We start from the raw sequence: 16,930 nt of genomic DNA, 5'->3' as shown, positions 1-16,930 counted from the left end.
CCGCCGCTGATTACGAACCGCTCGGTGCTGTTGCCGCAGCCCTGGGATTGGGCAACCCACGTGCCGTCGAAACTGCCGCCGCCACCGCCGCCAGCACCGCCGCCGCTCTTCCGCGAAGCGCGACGCGGTTCGTCGGGCTCAGGCCTGGGCTTGCTGCGTCGTGCGGGCTTCTCGGTCTCGACCGCGCGCGGCGTCGTGCGCGATCCCGACAGCGATTTCTCGTCATTGCCGATGCTGCCCCCGGCACTGCCGGATTGCGCGAAGCTGGTCGTTCCGCACCCAACCGACATCAAAAGGCAGAGCAGACCAACCTTGATCGAACGTTGAACAGCGTTTTGCATAAACCGGTGCTTTCAATGACTCGAATCTAAAATCTAGCGGCCGGATCCGTCGGCGCAGACCGCACCGATGACGCGGCAAGACTTGCCAGCCTTGTTGCACTCGTCAAGCGCGGCCTCCTTGGCGCGCTGGACCGTGTCGCGCTGAACCAGCGAGTAAGAATTCCCCGAGATCGCAAACGCGCCGCAGCGCGATCCATAGAAGCTGAGCTCGAGCGGACATTTGCTCGATCCGCAATTCTTGAGCGCATCGTCGACCGCCGCGCGCCGCGACGCGTGATTCCAGGAGATGCCCCATTTGTTGCTGTCGGGGCCGTAGACGATCGATCCCCAGGGTTTGAGATCGTCCATCTTGCGCAGCCGCGTCAGCACGCCCTCGGTGGCCTCGCCGGTCGGCGTCATGCTGCTCTTGGCCTGGAACTGGCTGATCGCCAGCCGCATGCCGTTCTTGCTGTCGAGCGGCTCCGGATCGAAATTGTGCTCGTAGAGCCGGTCGCTCAATTCCCTGAGCAACGCGACGTCCTTGATCGCGATCCGGTCGGGATCGGGGCGTAGCGTGCTGGAGAGCTGCGGCGCCGGTTGCGGTGCGACCGCGACCTGTGGCGAGGCGGGCGAGCTGGGCGCGACAAAGTAGAAGGTGCCGTCGATCGGCGAGGACGACACCCAGGGCTGCTGCGTGCCGCCGGTCTCACGCTTCACCGCGAGGCCGACCTGGTTGAAGGTCTGGAAAATATCGAGGCCCGATTGCTTGATCGTCGCCGCCAGCGCCTTGGTGTAGGGGCTGTTGCCGCCGGTGCCGTCCTGCGCGACGTTGCCGGGCTGCGTCGCGTAGGAAATCAGCGTGCCTTCCGGCGCGCGCATCTGGGCGAGGCCGCCGTCGGAGGCGCGCAGGCCGCGCGCGCCGAACGGATTGTTACGGCAGGCATCGAGGATCACCATGTTGAGCCGCGTGCCAGAGCCCTGCATCTGGCGCAGCACGAGGTTGACGTCCACCATCTGGAAATCGACATCGGCCTCGCGCGTCGGATTGGCGCCGACCGGAACCAGATAGTTCGAACCCGATACCTGAACGCCGTGGCCTGCGTAGTAGAACAGCGCGACATCGGCGCCCTGGACCTGGCGGCCGAAATTCTGCACGGCGGTGTCCATGGCCGATTTGTCGAGATCGAGCTGGGCGCGGCCGCCGACCAGGGTAAAGCCGAGGCCGGCGAGCGTGTTGGCCATCAGCGCCGCGTCGTTGCGGGGATTGTCGAGCCGGGGAACGTTCTGGTAGGCGGAGTTGCCCACGACGAGCGCGATACGTTTCTCGGCGGCGGCGGGCGCGGCTGTCATCAGCGACAGCAGAAGCGCCAACGCTGCAAACGTCCAGACTTTGCCGTCGAAAGCCCCGCGCATTTCCAATAATTCCCCGCAATATGGCGACAGGATACCAGCCTGCGCGGCCCCCGAAAAGCGGGCCGGATGTCCGATCGGTGCGGCCTATTGCTTCGACAGCGTCGCAGCGTGGTGTGGCGCGTCGCTGCAAGGCCGAGGCGTGACGCCGGTCGGGCTTTGTGGCAGTTTTCGTCTGACAGGACCCAAAAGAGAGGTCCGCAGGAGGATCGCATGAGCACGAAGTTTGCCGTATCGCGGCCAATCACGACGACGGTATTTCTATGCGGTCTCATCGCACTGCCAGCCCTGGCCGCTGCGGCCGAGCGGCCTCTCGGCGCCGACCCGGTCGCGGCGTGCGCCGCATTGTCGGGTGCAGGCAGCGGCGCGATCAAGGTCGATACGGCCGCGCTCACCGAGGCGAAGCCGCTGACCGTCGCGCCGGGCGGACCGACCCCCGCCGCCCGCATCAGTCCCGCGACCCCGCAATTCTGCCGGGTGCTGGGTCATATCGATCCGACCGATCCGAAGGCGCCGCCGATCCGCTTTCAGCTCAATCTGCCGCTGCAATGGAACGGCCGCTCGGTGCAATATGGCGGCGGCGGTTTCAACGGCGTGTTGATCACCGGGCTCAGCCTGCCGCCGGCCGCCCCCTTCGACAGCGCCTCGCCGCTGGCGCGGGGGTTTGCGACCTACGGCACTGACTCCGGTCACGAGACCAAGCCGGGCGAACCGCCTCAGCTGTTTGCCGCGAACGACGAGGCCTTCGTCAATTTTGCGCATGCCTCCTACAAGAAAGTGCGCGACGCTGCCGCCATGCTGATGGAGCGGGCTTACGGCGCGAAGCCCGAGCGGATGTATTTCGTCGGCAGTTCGGAAGGCGGCCGCGAGGGGCTGACCATGGCGCAGCGCTATCCTGCCGATTTCGACGGCATCTTCGCCCGCGTTCCCGTAATCAACTGGGTCGGCCTGCAGCACGCCGGCACCCGCGCCGGCCTTGCGACCTGGGGGGAGGGGTGGATTCGCCCGGCGCAGGTCAAGCTCGTGCACGATGCGGTGCTCGCCGCCTGCGATGCGCAGGACGGCGTTGCCGATGCGCTGGTGGAAGACGCGGTCGGCTGCAAGGCGCGCTTCGATCCGGCGAAACTGCTCTGCGCCAGCGGCACGAGCGGCGACGCGTGCCTCAGCGAAGCGCAGCTCACCGCCATTCGCACGCTGCTTTCCCCCTATAAATTCCCGTTCGCGCTTGCCAACGGCGTCACCGAATATCCGGGGTGGGGCGTTTCCGGCGAGGGGACGAAATCCTTTGGCCCGACCGGCGGATGGAGCGCGTGGTGGCTGGGCTCCGCACCTCCGGCGCTGCCGCCGGTGCCTGCCAACGGCATCGCCTGGGTCTACGGGGCGGGCGGCATCGCGCATATCTTCGCGCGCGATCCGAATTTCGATGTCCGCAAATACCGGGTGGAGGATTTTGCCGAGCGGGTGCGCGAGGTTTCCGCGCTGATGGATTCGACCAATCCCGACCTCAGCGCGTTCAAGGCCCGGGGCGGCAAACTCATCATGCTTGAATACATGGCCGACTACGCGCAGAGCCCCTACGCGGGGATCGGTTATTTCGAACAGGTGCAGAAGCGGATGGGTGAGGCGGCGACTGCCGAATTCGCCCGCCTCTATGCCGCGCCCGGTGTCGACCACGTCGGAAGCGGCGCACCGGCAAACGTCGACATGCTGTCGGTTCTGGTCGATTGGGTGGAGCATGGCCGTGCTCCGGGAAATCTCACCGTCGTCGAACAGCAGCCGGCGCTGCCGATCACCGTTGATCGCTCACTGCCGCTGTGCCAGTGGCCGGCCTGGCCGCAATACAAGTCAGGCGATTCAAAAAATGCCGCAAGCTTCGTCTGCGGGCGGTGAGGCGGGAGAAACGCGATCCGATCTGACGGCGGGGTGCTGGCGTTAGCCGGGACTGCCTTGCCGTCAGCTCGCTGTTCCCGCGGCGAAAGCCGCGAACAAGGCCTTTCCCTGCGGCCAGTCCGCAAGCTCACTGGTCTCGTTGATGTGTCCGAGTTCTCCAACCTCGACGATACCGCTTCCCCACTGGTTCGCTCTCTCTCGGGCATATTCGGCCGTGCCATAAGGGTCGTCCGCGCTCGCGACGATGAGCGAGGGAAATCTGAATTCCGTCCGCGGCGGATTGGCAAAACCGGCGGCCTCGACGGGGAAGGCCGGAGCTTCCGGGTTCGGCACCGCCACGAGGAATGCGCCAGCTACCGGCGCCGTTGAAACTTGCTGCCAATGCGCCACCAGGAGGCACCCCAGGCTGTGAGCGACGAGGAGCGGCGCCTGCCAGGCTGCACCAACCGCGCGATCTAGCGCCGCGATCCAGTCATCGAGTTCAGGCTGATTCCAGTCCGTCGGTTGGAGGCGGTGCCATTGCGGATTTGCAACTTCCCAGCGGGTTTGCCAGTGCAACTCACCCGATCCTCCGATCCCCGGCACAATAATGATCTCAACCATGTCCGCTCCGTTATCCCTTGTAAGGGGACAAAGTTGACGTCTTCCGTTGCGATCAGGAATGGGAAATGATCGGAAAAGAAGCGCGCGCACCGATGGATTTAAGGTTCACCCCATGTCATCCCGAGAAAACAACGTCGTAGCCCTCGATCCCACAGATATCGCGATCATCGAAGCCATGCAGGAGGATGGACGTATCGCGATGTCAGAGCTTGGCCGGAGGATCGGACTCTCTCAGCCCGCGACGTCCGAACGGGTCAAGCGACTGGAGGAGCGCGGCGTCATTACCGGCTATGGAGCTCGAATTAACCCTGCCGCGCTGGGGTTGGGAATGATGGCTGTCATCCGCGTGCGCACAACCCACGAACATATTCAGGCTTGCCTGAAGCAATTTTCCCAAATGCCTCACGTCATGGAGGTGCTGCGACTAACCGGAGAGGATTGTTTCATTCTCAAGGTTTTCGTGCCGTCTCCGCAACAGCTTGAAACGATCGTGGACGCTGTTGCCAAACACGGCTCTGTAACGACGTCGCTGGTCCTGCGCAGCGAGCAACCCAAACCGATCGGCCGCAAGTTGATCCAGCTCGCCGGCGCGTGACGGCTTCTCCGTCAGTCGTCATTTCGCACCGTATTTTGTCGAGCAGGCTCGCTTCAGTTCTTCAGAACAATGCTGCCGACCATCTTGCCGTCGCGCGCCACCACTGGAGAATTACGGTGACAGTGCACTCAATGGACGCATCGCAGCAATTCGCAAGATCATGCGCTCATCGTGCACGACCGGACGATTTCATCCGCGGCCGATAGTCTCGAGCGGAGTGCGGTAGAGCTCGTTGCTGTCCCCGTCAGTAACGCGCACGGCACATCCTGTCGAACACAGCTCGGGGCGAACGATGCAAAGCTCGTTCGCGAGGCTATCAGCTTTATCGATCGCGTAATCTGTGTTCTCGAGGATCATGCCGCCCTGGTTTTTAAACTCAGCGCCGACGACGAGATCAAAATTGAAGTATGGCATTAGAGCCCCCTGCCAAATTCCAACTGCATGGAATCTAACCTGAGTCTGTTTGGTTCCTTCATTACAATTCCGCGCGCGACATCTGATTGCGGTCGCCTGTTGCGTTTCGGTATCGCGACCGCATCATCGCGTGCACATCGACGAGGCACCCGCGGGTCGCTCGGCTGCAGCATGCTACCTATGAAGATCGATCTCGATTCGAAAAACGCGCAGCACCTTCAAGCGATCGCAAGCGCAAGCAGCCTAGGATACCTTGCTTGACCCCAAGCCCTGTTATTCAACGACCGGACAAGATTCGCTTTGGCTGGTTGAATAGAGGAAGAAAGATCAGGAGCAACACCGCCAACGATTCCGTGGAACTACGGTGACGGTGTATCTAACTTATCGGTAATGCCTTGGAAGACGCGACAGCGTCGCTGTTGCCGCAATTCATGGCAACGCTGCGCGCCTGCATCGCCTCAGTTCTTCAGCACGATCCGCCCGACCACCTTGCCGGCGCGCAGCTCGTCGATCCATTTCTGGACGTCGGCCATCGGTTCTTCCTTCATCGGCGTCGGCTTGATCTTGCCGGCGCGCGCCAGCGCCATCAATTCCTTGCCCTCGGCCAGCGTGCCCACCATGAAGCCCTCGATGGTCATGCGCTTGTAGACCCACTGCACCATCGGCAGGCTGAAATTGCCGCCCATCAGGCCGGACACCACGACCTTGCCGCCGCGCGCCACCACCGAAACCGCAAAGGCCATCGATTTCTCGTTGCCGGCGAAATCGACGACCGCGTCGAAGCCGCCCTCGGTCTCCTTGATCATGCGCTTGGCCACGTCGGGCTCCGACGGGTCGTAGGCGACCGCGGCGCCGTTCTTCAAGGCGCTCTCGCGCGCAGCCGGGCTTAGGTCCGCCACCGCGATCTTCTGCGTGAACATCGCCTGCGCGAATGACAGCCCCATCATACCGACGCCGCCGAGCCCGATCAGCAGCAGATTGCGCTGCCGCGGACGATCGACCAGGCGCTTGAGCGCACCATAGGCGGTGACGCCGGAGCACATCAGCGTCGCGGCCTGGTTGACCGGCAGCGGATCGTAATCCAGCAAATATTTCGCGTCGGGCACCAGCACGTGGCTGGCAAAGCCGCCGTCGATGGAAACGCCGAGGAAGCGCTGCTTGACGCAGAGATTCTCATCGCCGTTCGCGCAGTCGCGGCATTGCCCGCAACCGATCCAGGGGAATACCGCCTGCTTCTTTCCGATCAGGTCTTTCGGCGCATCGGGTCCGACTTCCTCGACCACGCCGGCGATCTCATGGCCCAGCGTGAACGGCAGCGTCATGCCGCGCGTGGTATCGAGCTTCTTGCCGCCGCCGAGATCGGCGTAGCCGTCCTGGATATGCAGGTCGGAGTGGCACAGTCCGCAACGTTCGATGCGGACCAGGACTTCGCTACCTTGAGGTTTGGGCGTGTCGACGATGGTTTCGCACAGGGGCGCATCGAATTTGACCAGCGATTGGCGTCGCATCAGCGCCATGGCATTTTCTCCTCAGGGAACGTTTGATTTTGTGCTTCGTATATTGGTCAATTCACGGGCCATGGCAACAAAGCCGGAAACCGGGATCGTCTCGGCGCGCCGGGTCGCATCGACGCCGGCCGCGGCGGCCAGCCGGGCCGGATCGACCGACAGCGATTTGAGGCTCTGGCGCAGCATTTTCCGGCGCTGGCCGAAGGCTGCAGCCGCCACCTGCTCGAGCGCGCGGCGGTCGCACGGCTCCGGCGCGCTGCGCGGCACCAGCCGCACCACCGACGACGTAACCTTGGGCTGCGGCACGAAGGCTGCCGGCGATATGTCGAACAGGATCTTGGTCTCGGCGCGCCAGTTGGCAAGCACGGCGAGGCGTCCATAGGCCTCGTCGTCTTCTTTCGCGACGATCCGTTCGGCGACCTCGCGCTGAAACATCAGCACCATCATGTCGTACCAGGGCGGCCAGGGCTCGATCGAGAGCCAGTCCACCAATAATGGCGTGGCGATGTTGTAGGGCAGGTTGGCGACGATCTTGGCAGGCTCGCCGCCGAGCAGGGGGCGGGGATCGAAATGCTGCGCGTCGGCATGCACGATCTCCAGCCGTCCCGGATAGCGCTTGGCGATATAATCGAGCGGCGCCAGTGCGCGTTCGTCGCGCTCGACCGCGATAACGCGCCGCGCGCCCAGCGCCAGCAATGCGCGCGTCAGCCCGCCGGGGCCGGGGCCGATCTCGATGATGGTGGCGCCCTCGAGCGGACCTGCGGCGCGCGCGATCCGTGCCGTGAGGTTGAGGTCGAGCAGAAAATTCTGGCCGAGCGATTTGCGGGCCGACAGGGAATGTTCGCGGATGACGTCGCGCAGCGGCGGCAGATCGTCGATCGCGCTCATTCAGGGCTAGAGCTTTTTTGATTTGACGCGTTTTCTTGACGCGAACCGGTATCCACTTCGCTGGAAAACGCTCTGGCCGCCGCCATGCGCGCGGCGAGCCGCAACGCCGCGACGAGGCTCGACGGGTTGGCGCGGCCGGTGCCGGCGATGTCGAACGCGGTGCCGTGATCGGGCGAGGTGCGGATGAACGGTAATCCCAGCGTGACGTTGACGGCATCCTCGAACGCGATGGTCTTGATCGGGATCAGCGCCTGATCGTGATACATGCAGATCGCGCAGTCGTAGGTTTTTCGCGCGGCTTCGTGGAACATGGTGTCGGCGGGCAACGGCCCCCGGACCTCGATGCCGTCGCGCCGCAGGATGTCGACGGCCGGCGCCACCACCTCGATATCTTCCATGCCGAGCGAGCCGTCTTCGCCGGCATGTGGATTGAGGCCTGATACGGCCAGACGCGGGCTGGCGAGGCCAAAGCGGGCTTTCAGGTCGGCCACCGCGATGCGGGCCGTCGTCACGATCAGATCGGTCGAAAGCTGCGCGAGCGCGTCGCGCACCGATAGATGGATCGTCACCGGCACCACCGCGAGCGCCGGCGACCACAGCATCATCACCGGCTGCGGCGCCGCCCCGCCATTGGCGGCAAGCTCGGCGAGAAATTCGGTATGACCGGGATGACGGAAGCCGGCGCGGTACAGCACGCTCTTGGCGATCGGGTTGGTGACCACAGCGCTGGCCCGTCCGGCTCGGACATGGTCGACGGCCTGACGGATGGAAGCGAGTGCGGCGCTTGCGCTGGTGGTATCCGGCTGGCCCGGCGGCGCGGTTGCGGCTTCGCCCGTCGCCACGACAGGCAATGCGCTGGCAAAAACGGCGGCCGCATCCTCCGGACTGGTTTCCGCGAGTTCGATTTTCAATCCGAGAATCTTTGCCCGCTCGGCGAAGCAGTTGCGATCGCCGAGCAGATAGAACGGCGGGAGGCCCAGTTCGTTACGCCGGAGCCACGCCGCGATGGCGATGTCGGGACCGATGCCCGCAGGCTCGCCGGATGTCAGCGCGAGGGGCTTTGCCATGCATCAACGACATTCGATCATTGCGGCTTTGCGGATCTCGGCCAGATAGGCTTTCTGCTTCGCCTCGTACTTCTCGGTATACATCTTTTCGCGGATTTCCCGCTTCTTCGGCGAATCGACGGTGGTCGACTTCCTGCTGCACAGGGCAACCATTTCCACGCCCTGTTTGGTGATCTCGGGCGGGGTCAGGTGGCCGATCGGAGTCTTGTCGAGCATCTCGCGCAACGGGGGAGCAAGCTCAGCCGATGTTTTCGTGACGGAGTCGCGGATCGTGCCGTTCTGCATCGACTTGAAGTAGGAGTTGGCCGCCTCGCAGCTCTGGACGCGCTCGCGCAGCACTTCCGCTTCCTTTTTCCGCGCTTCGATCGCGCCCGGCGGAGCACCCCGCGGCACCAGCAGCACGATCGGCTGCATCTTGTATTCGAAGGCTTCGACCTTCGTTGCCTCGCCGCCTTCCTGGGCGGCGGCGTTGACCTCCTTCTCGCCGACCTGGAGGCTCTCCTTGTACCGGCCGCGCACCAGGCTGGTCCAAACCATCTCGGCCTTGAGGCGGGCCTTCAGGGTCTCCGGCCGGATGCCCTGGCTTTCAAGTGATTTTGTCAGCTGCTCGGTCGAGAGCCGCATCCGCGAACCCATCTGGGCGTAGGACTGATCGACATCGCTGCCCGTGGGGTCGACGCCATACTTCTTGGCTTCCCGGATCTTCACCTTTTCGTCGATCAGCTGGTCGATCACTTCCTGGCGGGGCATCTGCTTGCGGGTCGTCAGGAAGTTCAGCTTGGTGCGCTGCTCGATATCGAGATTGGTGATGGGTTCGCCGGTGACCATACAGGCGATCGATTGCGCGTGCAGGTGAGTGCCGCTGCTGGTGAGCATGGCCAGCGCAACCGAGCAGCCTGCGATCCGGGACCGAAGGCGATGATGTCGAGGCTTGATGGTCGTCATGCTCATGTCAGGCGCATCAACCAATTCGATCCGCAATACGCCGGGAACTGTTCGGCAAGGCTTCCCACGTTCAAGGCTTCGCCCACGCTACTGAATGCCGCCGGCGCCGGAGGCCGACGTGGACGAATTGGCAATGGTCCGCAGGCCGATCTGAAGCATGAACCCGTGACTGAGGACCGGCGGCGTGGTGCCGGCGGAATAGGTATAGGACGTCACATAATTGGCAGCGAGCACGAAGCAGTCGTCCACATAGCCTGCGCCGATGATGTACTGATTGAGCTTGTTGGCTTCAAGATCCCACCGCGCGGAACCCGACACCACCCAGTTCGTCGCCAGCTTGACCGATGCGCTGCCGAGCAGGCCCTCGCGCCGGGTCAGGTATCCAAGGGCTGGCTGCGCCGCATAATTGCCGTACAGCAGGCTGACCGACCAGCGGTCGAATGAGGCGCGGCCCTCGGCCTCGAAACGATTGAGGTTGAGCGTTGCTTCGTCCATGCGCGAGCGCACGCTGAACGTATAGGTCCGGTTGGGCGAATAGTTGACGCGGGCGACATAGTCGGAGCGCGTGTTCTGCAGGCCGGAATCGACACCGGTATTGGTCAGGTCGGCGACCGCGAACGAGTTCATGCCGAACAGCTGATAGGATTGTCCGAACAGCACATTGACGCTGCCGCCGCGGTCGAATTGCGTGGTCGCCTGCACGCCGACATTGGCGCGGCCGCCGCCTTCGATGCGGTCGTAGCCCGAGAATTTGTCGATCGCGAACAAATTGCTGGCGTCGAACACCATGCTCTGCGCGTCTTCGTTGGGCAGCCTGCCGGCATAGGTCTCGTTGGGGCGGATGATGACCTGCGCGATCGGCTCGATCGTGGTGGTGCCCCAGGGCTGAACGTTGATGAAGGGATAGCGATATTCGAGGCCGACGGTCGGCATCACGCGCAGCGCGGTGGTATCGCCGACAGGCAGGAAATTCGAGACGCCCGGCTGATTCGAAATCGAGGCATCGACGGCGTCGACGCGGGCGATCGCGAACGGCGTCCAGATTTGACCGTAAGGGTCGGTGTACGACCGCCGCCATTGCGCTTCCGCGGTGAACCTTGTGTAGGTGCCGGGGATGCCGCGCAGCAGACACTGCGTGGGTACCCGCGCAAGCGGATCGGCGGACGCGGTGGTGCAGAGCGCGTTGGTGTTTGCCATCGTCGTGATCGGGTCGAACGCCGCGGTCGAGCGCGACAGGCTGGTGAAGTTGGTCTTGTAGCTGACCTCACCGCCGAAGATCGGACTGTTGATCACGTTGGAATAGTCGACCACCGGATGGATGACCGGAACCTTCTCCTGGCTGCCGGAGAAGCTGAGGTAGTAGATCGTGCGCGCGTCGAAGAAGCTGCGATTGCCGACGCCGGTCAGATAGAGCTGCGAGATCGCTTCGGTCGGCAGGCTCAGGAACGATCCCAGCGTATCCCTGTACTGGGCCAGCCGGTAGTCGGACATGAAGAAGTAGTCGGACAGCAGCACGCCGTCCCAACCCCAGGTCCATTTGTCATTGATGGCGAACTGGCCCCTGGTTTCGACGCCGCCGCGGAAGTTGCGGTCGCCGGGCTGGCCGGCGAAGGCGCTGGGCTCAAGCTGGTTAATGCCATAGGCGCGGATCTGGTACGAGCCGTTGATCAGGCGTTGGCGGAATTCGCCCTGAAACAGCACGCCTTGCCGGGTCGTGATACGCGGATTGAAGGTCGCGTCGTAGTCCGGCGCAATCGCCCAATAGAACGGCGTTTCCACGCCGTAGCCGTAAGGCGTGTACGAGCTGAGGAACGGCATCAGGAAGCCGGTCTTGCGCTTCACGGTGGGATCGGGCGTCGAAAAATACGGCAGATACGCCATCGGCACACCGAAGAATTCGAGCTGGGCGTTCTCGAAATACAGCATCTTCTCGGTCTGGTCGTGGATGATGCGCGCACCCTTGACCTGCCACAAAGGCGGCTTCTTCGGATCGTCCTTGCAGGGCGCGCAGGCGGTATACACGCCGTTTTCGAACACGGTGTAATTGCCGCTGGTCCGGTCGGCACGGGTTGCCGCCATCCGCGTCGCATCCTCGGTGTCGACGCGCAGCGAATCGACGAAACCGTCACGGTAGTCGTCGCTCAGATCCATGATGTTGGCGTAGGTGACTTTGCCTTCGGCATCCGTCAGGCGGATGTTGCCCTCGGCGTGAAGGCGCTTGGTCTTCTGGTCGTAGATGACCTTGTCGGCCTCGACGCTGGTGCCGTTGTAGAACATCTGCACGTTGCCGACCGCCGACACGCGCTGGTTATTGTAGTCGTAGTCGACCTCGACGGCCTGCACGAGCATTTGCCCGTTGTTGTTGACGGGCCGGGGCGGCGGTTTGGGCGGCCGCGGATTGTAAGTGAAGCCCTGCGCCGAGGCGGGTGCCGTCCAGGCAAGCCCGATCATGCCTGCGAGCGCAAAGCCGGCGAGCAGGGCGATCATCGGGACGCCAACGGCGGCCAAGCGGCTCCGATAGCGGCGCAGCAGGCTGCGCCGCCTGAACGCAGGCGACCTCAACTGGCGGGCGGCGACAACGGCCACTACCCGTCCTCCTGGTACAGCAAGGCCAAAAAACCGGTGAGGCCGCCCACGCATACGGGCAACCACGCCGCAGCGATGGGATGCATCAACTCAGCCTTGCTCAAATCCTCAGTTACTTTCGACAGAACGTAGAGCAGAAAGCCCGCACCCACGCCACTCAAAACCATCTTTTGCACGCCGCCCATCCGGAAGAAGCGAAGGCTGACCGACGCCGCCAACATCACCATTGCAGCCAGCAAAAACGGCTGTGCGATGAGCTTGTGATACTGCAAACGGTAGCCGGCGGTCGCAAATCCCGAGCTCTCCGAAGATCGGATATAGCCGGGGAGTTGCCAAAAAGACACAGTTTCCGGGGTCGAGAAACTGTTGCGAATCTGGGCCGGCGTCAGGGTGGTTGTGATGTACAGGTTTTCCTGTTCGATCGGCGGCTTGTCGAGGGAGTATCGGCGCACCGATTTGAACGCCCAGCGGCCTTCTTCCAGCGACGCCTCGCGGGCCTCGATTCGTTCCTTGAACTGCAGGTTTGTATCAAACCGGAACACCGTGAGACCGGTCAGCCGCACGCCCTGGCGCTCGCTGCGGGCGGCGTTGATGATGGTCTGGCCCTCGCTGTTGATCTGGTTGAGCCAGAATCCGGACGCGTCCTGGATGCCGCCGCCGGGTGCCGAGCCGAACAGTTCGGCCTCCATCCGCTTGGAAAGTTCGCGCAGGTTGGCCGACATCGGGTTGTAGGCCACCGTGGCGATGGTGCCGAGGATGATCGCGCTGGCCAGCGCCGGCGAGATGAACTGCCACGCCGATACGCCGGCGGCGCGCGCCACCACGAGTTCGAGCCGCCGCGACAGCGCGAGGTAGCAGGTCATCGCGCCGATCAGGACGCAGAACGGCATCAGCTTTTCGAGCAGCTGCGGAACGCGGTACAGCGACGTCTGCGCGACCGTGATCGCCGACGCCGACGCCAGCCCCGAGGTCTTGCGCACCATTTCGATGTAGTCGACCAGCACCAGCAGCACGAAGATGCTCGCAAACACGCCCACCGCCGCGACCAGGAAGCGGCCGGCGAAGTATCGCCCGAGCGTATTGGTCAACATGCTCATGCTGTGGCCGGCCGTCCAAAGAGCCGCGCGAGGCGCGCATTCGATTTGTTGATCGCCTCGATCAGTGCGGCCGGCGGTTCCACCACCACGCCGCCGACAATCATCCACAAGCCGACGCCGATCGATGCGAACAGCATCGCGTACTGGACCAGCGCGGCGGCGGGATTTTTCACCGCCATGACGGAGCAGGCGAATCCGGCCATGCGCAGGCCGAACACCGCGATAATCGAACCGCCGATCGAAAAGTTGCGGCTCTGCCGCGTGGTGCGCGGCGTGCCCAGAAACGCGAACGTCAGGACCGCGAACGCGAACGGATACACCGGCGCCATCAAGCGGTCGTGCAATTCGGCGTAAAATTGCCCGCCCAGTTTCTTGAACGCCGGATCGTTTTCATCGGGCGAAACCAGTTCCCAGATGTAGCGTTCGCGAATCCCCAGCACCGCGTCGCGCTGATTGGAGAATTTCGACATGTCGAATGCGTAGCGGCCGAACGCCACCAGCGCGGGGTCGCGTTTTCCCGCCTCGAAGCGTTCGAGATTGCCGTCTTCCAGCACCAGGTACGAGCCGTTCTCGTTCTTCAGCACCGTGCCGTGATCGGCGATGATGGTGACGCGCTCTTTCGGATCGCGGCGATCGTCGACGAAGATGCCGGCGAGCACGCCGCCCGGCAGGCGTTCGCGGATGCGAATCGTCAGGTTCTGGTCGAGCTGGGCGAAGCGACCGGGCTGCAGGATGTTGGTCAGCACGTCGGCGGTGATCTCGGCGTCCCATTGCTTGATCCGGCGCATGCCGTCGGGAGCGAGAAAGGCGCCGATGAAGGCGACCATCAGCGCCACCACGCAGGTGGCGTAGAAGAAGGGACGGAACAGCCGGAAAGGCGAGAAGCCGGCGGCGTTCATCACGATGATCTCGGAATCGGTGGCGAGCTTGTTCAGCGTGTGCGAGACCGCGATCATCAGCGCGATCGGCGCGATGATCAGAACCAGCGCGGGAATCACCAGGCTGGTGATGCCGAGGAAGGTGATGATGGTCTGACCCTGGCTCGTCATCAGGTCGATGCCGCGCAACGCCTGCGTAATCCAGATCACGCCCGTCAGGCTGACCAGGACCAGCGCAAACGACGCAAGCGTCGTGCGGAAGATATACTTGTCGATAGACCCCATCGTTTACCGCACGATCCCACCTAGCGTGCCAAAAGAGCGGCTTGCGACCAATCCCGAAACCGGGATCCCCAAGGTCGCGCCGCCAGCCTTTCAGCCGTCTCCACTCTCTCTACCATCCCTTTGATCCGTCAACAAAATGGCCGGGCCGTGGCACCCTTAGGATATGGTTAATTATTCGGCCCCTGTGGCCTTGGGGCCACGCAGGCGCTTGGCAGCGCCGCGGCTGACAGGCCATAGTGTGGCAAATCAAGGTCCCGGCAGATCGGGACCGCCACCAAGAGACTCATTCTGAATACCGCTCCGCGTATCCTTGGGACCGTTTCCGGTCCCGCAATCAGCCCTGAATTCTGGAGGAATTGCCTATGTCCGACGCCGTCAAGGTCGGCTTTGTCCCGTTTTCCGCGGCGTCCCGCGGCATTCTGGTGGTGTTTTGCGACGATGCGCTGAAGTTCGGCGCGGCGACCCGCAAGGCGCTGGGATCAGCGGCCGACACCGTCAAGCGGGCGGCGGCGGCCAACCAGTTCAAGGGCAAAAGCGGCGCGGCGCTGGACATCCTGGCGCCGGAGGGAATCAAGGCGCCGCGGCTGATCGTCGTCGGTCTCGGCAAACTGTCGGCGTTGAAGGAGAAGGATTTTCTCAAATTCGGCGGCGTCACCGCTGGCAAGCTCAATGCCGCCAGCGACGCCGTCACCATCATCGCCGAACTGCCCGATGGCGCGATGCAGCCTGATCAGGCCGCCGCCATCGCGGCGGGCGTCCGGCTGCGCGCCTATAAATTCGACCGCTACAAAACCAAGAAAAAGGACGAAAACGGCGCCTTGCGATCAGATGTTTCGATTGCGGTGGCTGACGTTGCCGCCGCTCGCAAGGCCTTCGCGCCGGAATCGCACGTCGTCGACGGCGTGATCATCGCGCGCGAGCTCGTCAACGAGCCGCCGAACGTGCTTTTCCCGATCGAGTTCGCTCGCCGCGCCAGTCAGCTCAAGAAGGTCGGCGTCAATGTCGAGGTGCTCGACGTCAAGGCGATGACCAAGCTCGGCATGGGTGCGCTGCTCGGCGTCGGCCAGGGCTCGACCCAGCCCAGCCGCACCGTGATCATGCGCTGGAACGGCGGCAAGAAGGGCGCGCAGCCGGTTGCCTTCATCGGCAAGGGCGTCTGCTTCGACACCGGCGGCATTTCCATCAAGGGCGCCGCCAGCATGGAAGACATGAAAGGCGACATGGGGGGAGCTGCCTGCGTCGTCGGCCTGATGCATGCGCTGGCGGCGCGCAAGGCCAAGGTCAACGTCGTCGGCGCCATCGGCCTCGTCGAGAACATGCCTGACGGCAATGCCCAGCGTCCCGGCGACATCGTGACCTCGATGTCGGGGCAGACCATCGAAATCATCAACACCGATGCCGAAGGCCGGCTCGTGCTGGCCGACGTGCTCTGGCACGTCAACAAGAAGTTCAAGCCGAAATTCATGGTCGACCTGGCCACGCTGACCGGCGCGATCATGGTCGCGCTCGGCACCGAACATGCCGGCTTGTTCTCCAACAATGACGAGTTGTCGGAACGGCTGAGCAAGGCCGGCTTTGAGACCGGTGAGAAAGTCTGGCGTCTGCCGCTCGGTCCGGAATACGACAAGCTGATGGATTCGCAGTTTGCCGACATGAAGAATGCCGGTGCACGGTACGGCGGCTCGATCACCGCCGCCCAGTTCCTGCAGCGTTTCGTCGACGATACGCCGTGGGCGCATCTCGACATCGCGGGAACAGCGATGGGCGCGCCGAAAACCGAGATCAATCACAGCTGGGGTTCCGGCTACGGCGTCCGTCTGCTCGACCGGCTGGTCTCGGAATACTACGAAGCAAAGAAATAGTAGAGGCCGGATGACGGAAGTCCTGTTCTACCATCTGCAGAACGTGTCGCTCGAAAGCGTCCTGCCGCCGCTCCTGGAAAAGTCGCTGGAGCGCGGCTGGCGCGTGGTCGTGCAATCGACCTCGCAGGAACGCACCGATGCGCTCGATGCGCATCTGTGGACCTACAGTGATGATTCGTTCCTGCCGCACGCCACCTGGCGCGCCGCGGATGCGCCGGATCAGCCCATCATCCTTTCGACTGAGGAGGGCAATCCGAATCGCGCCAATGTCAGGTTCCTGATCGACAATGCCACGTTGCCCGCCGATTCCGACAGCTACGAGCGCCTGGTGCTGGTGTTCAACGGCGACGATTCCGACGCGCTGACCGCGGCGCGTGGCGTTTGGACCGATTGCAAGGCCCGCGGCTTCGAGGTGACCTATTGGCAGGCCGACGAGCGGGGCCGCTGGCAGCGCCGACAATAGCGACATAAGACAATTAATGATAATTTGAAGTTTCTTCCGGCGGGCTTGTGGGTAGCCATGGTCGTGCCGCAAAGTGATGTTGGGACAAGTAGTTACATTAGGGGTGGGAGCCTGGGTCC

General features: G+C 63.4%; 14 protein-coding genes and 1 pseudogene. 5 read left to right on the top strand and 10 right to left on the bottom strand.

The window, feature by feature from the left end; all coding sequences use genetic code 11:
* Nucleotides 1-24: 24 nt before the first annotated feature.
* The gene (locus tag JQ611_RS42650) at nucleotides 25-327 is read left to right on the top strand and encodes a hypothetical protein (RefSeq protein ID WP_212464426.1); all 303 of its coding nucleotides are present in this window, start codon (nucleotides 25-27) and stop codon (nucleotides 325-327) included.
* A gap of 47 nt (nucleotides 328-374) precedes the next feature.
* Here JQ611_RS42650 and JQ611_RS02565 read toward each other — a convergent pair whose 3' ends face one another.
* Nucleotides 375-1,670 (bottom strand): caspase family protein, encoded by a 1,296-nt coding sequence (locus JQ611_RS02565; protein ID WP_249132897.1) that lies wholly within the window; start codon nucleotides 1,668-1,670, stop codon nucleotides 375-377.
* A gap of 273 nt (nucleotides 1,671-1,943) precedes the next feature.
* Here JQ611_RS02565 and JQ611_RS02560 point away from each other — a divergent pair, with 273 nt between their 5' ends.
* Nucleotides 1,944-3,620: a tannase/feruloyl esterase family alpha/beta hydrolase gene (locus JQ611_RS02560; protein WP_212264792.1), complete on the top strand. Its 1,677-nt coding sequence runs from the start codon at nucleotides 1,944-1,946 to the stop codon at nucleotides 3,618-3,620.
* A 63-nt stretch (nucleotides 3,621-3,683) separates the two neighbouring features.
* Here the strand turns inward: JQ611_RS02560 and JQ611_RS02555 are convergent, their stop codons facing one another.
* Entirely contained in the window at nucleotides 3,684-4,223 is a 540-nt protein-coding gene (locus JQ611_RS02555; protein ID WP_212264791.1) for an alpha/beta hydrolase, read from the bottom strand.
* Nucleotides 4,224-4,335: 112 nt separating this feature from the next.
* On the opposite strand from JQ611_RS02555, the gene JQ611_RS02550 reads away from it, so the two are divergent.
* Nucleotides 4,336-4,818 carry an Lrp/AsnC family transcriptional regulator gene (locus JQ611_RS02550; RefSeq protein WP_212264790.1) on the top strand — a complete coding sequence of 161 codons (483 nt, stop codon included), beginning with the start codon at nucleotides 4,336-4,338 and terminating at the stop codon, nucleotides 4,816-4,818.
* Between the two features lie 189 nt (nucleotides 4,819-5,007).
* Here the strand turns inward: JQ611_RS02550 and JQ611_RS02545 are convergent, their stop codons facing one another.
* The 8 genes and pseudogenes from JQ611_RS02545 to lptF form a co-directional block, all read right to left on the bottom strand.
* A complete protein-coding gene (locus JQ611_RS02545; protein ID WP_192740718.1) occupies nucleotides 5,008-5,232 on the bottom strand; it encodes a hypothetical protein in 225 nt (74 codons plus the stop codon).
* Nucleotides 5,233-5,690: 458 nt separating this feature from the next.
* Entirely contained in the window at nucleotides 5,691-6,749 is a 1,059-nt protein-coding gene (locus JQ611_RS02540; RefSeq protein WP_212264789.1) for an alcohol dehydrogenase, read from the bottom strand.
* A 12-nt stretch (nucleotides 6,750-6,761) separates the two neighbouring features.
* Nucleotides 6,762-7,628, bottom strand: a complete 867-nt coding sequence (gene rsmA, locus JQ611_RS02535) for a 16S rRNA (adenine(1518)-N(6)/adenine(1519)-N(6))-dimethyltransferase RsmA (RefSeq protein ID WP_212388562.1) — start codon at nucleotides 7,626-7,628, stop codon at nucleotides 6,762-6,764.
* 71 nt (nucleotides 7,629-7,699) lie between these two features.
* Nucleotides 7,700-8,695 (bottom strand): annotated as a pseudogene (gene pdxA, locus JQ611_RS02530) (4-hydroxythreonine-4-phosphate dehydrogenase PdxA); the annotation flags it as partial.
* A gap of 3 nt (nucleotides 8,696-8,698) precedes the next feature.
* Nucleotides 8,699-9,646, bottom strand: a complete 948-nt coding sequence (locus JQ611_RS02525; RefSeq protein ID WP_409363295.1) for a SurA N-terminal domain-containing protein — start codon at nucleotides 9,644-9,646, stop codon at nucleotides 8,699-8,701.
* 81 nt (nucleotides 9,647-9,727) lie between these two features.
* Nucleotides 9,728-12,127, bottom strand: a complete 2,400-nt coding sequence (locus tag JQ611_RS02520; protein ID WP_212464636.1) for an LPS-assembly protein LptD — start codon at nucleotides 12,125-12,127, stop codon at nucleotides 9,728-9,730.
* 98 nt (nucleotides 12,128-12,225) lie between these two features.
* Complete coding sequence (gene lptG / locus JQ611_RS02515; RefSeq protein WP_212264786.1) at nucleotides 12,226-13,323, bottom strand: LPS export ABC transporter permease LptG; 1,098 nt, start codon at nucleotides 13,321-13,323, stop codon at nucleotides 12,226-12,228.
* Complete coding sequence (gene lptF / locus JQ611_RS02510; protein ID WP_212264785.1) at nucleotides 13,320-14,486, bottom strand: LPS export ABC transporter permease LptF; 1,167 nt, start codon at nucleotides 14,484-14,486, stop codon at nucleotides 13,320-13,322. The genes lptG and lptF overlap by 4 nt, the downstream gene beginning before the upstream one ends.
* Before the next feature lie 362 nt (nucleotides 14,487-14,848).
* Between lptF and JQ611_RS02505 the strand changes: the two genes are divergently transcribed.
* On the top strand, nucleotides 14,849-16,348 hold the full coding sequence (locus JQ611_RS02505; protein WP_212464424.1) for a leucyl aminopeptidase: 1,500 nt from the start codon (nucleotides 14,849-14,851) through the stop codon (nucleotides 16,346-16,348).
* 10 nt (nucleotides 16,349-16,358) lie between these two features.
* Nucleotides 16,359-16,811 (top strand): DNA polymerase III subunit chi, encoded by a 453-nt coding sequence (locus tag JQ611_RS02500; RefSeq protein WP_212464423.1) that lies wholly within the window; start codon nucleotides 16,359-16,361, stop codon nucleotides 16,809-16,811.
* Nucleotides 16,812-16,930 lie beyond the last annotated feature (119 nt).

It is taken from the genome of Bradyrhizobium sp. AUGA SZCCT0182, from assembly GCF_018130185.1.
Taxonomy (GTDB): Bacteria; Pseudomonadota; Alphaproteobacteria; order Rhizobiales; family Xanthobacteraceae; genus Bradyrhizobium.
Note: the sequence above shows the minus strand (reverse complement) of the source record. Positions and strands in the feature narration are given on the sequence as shown.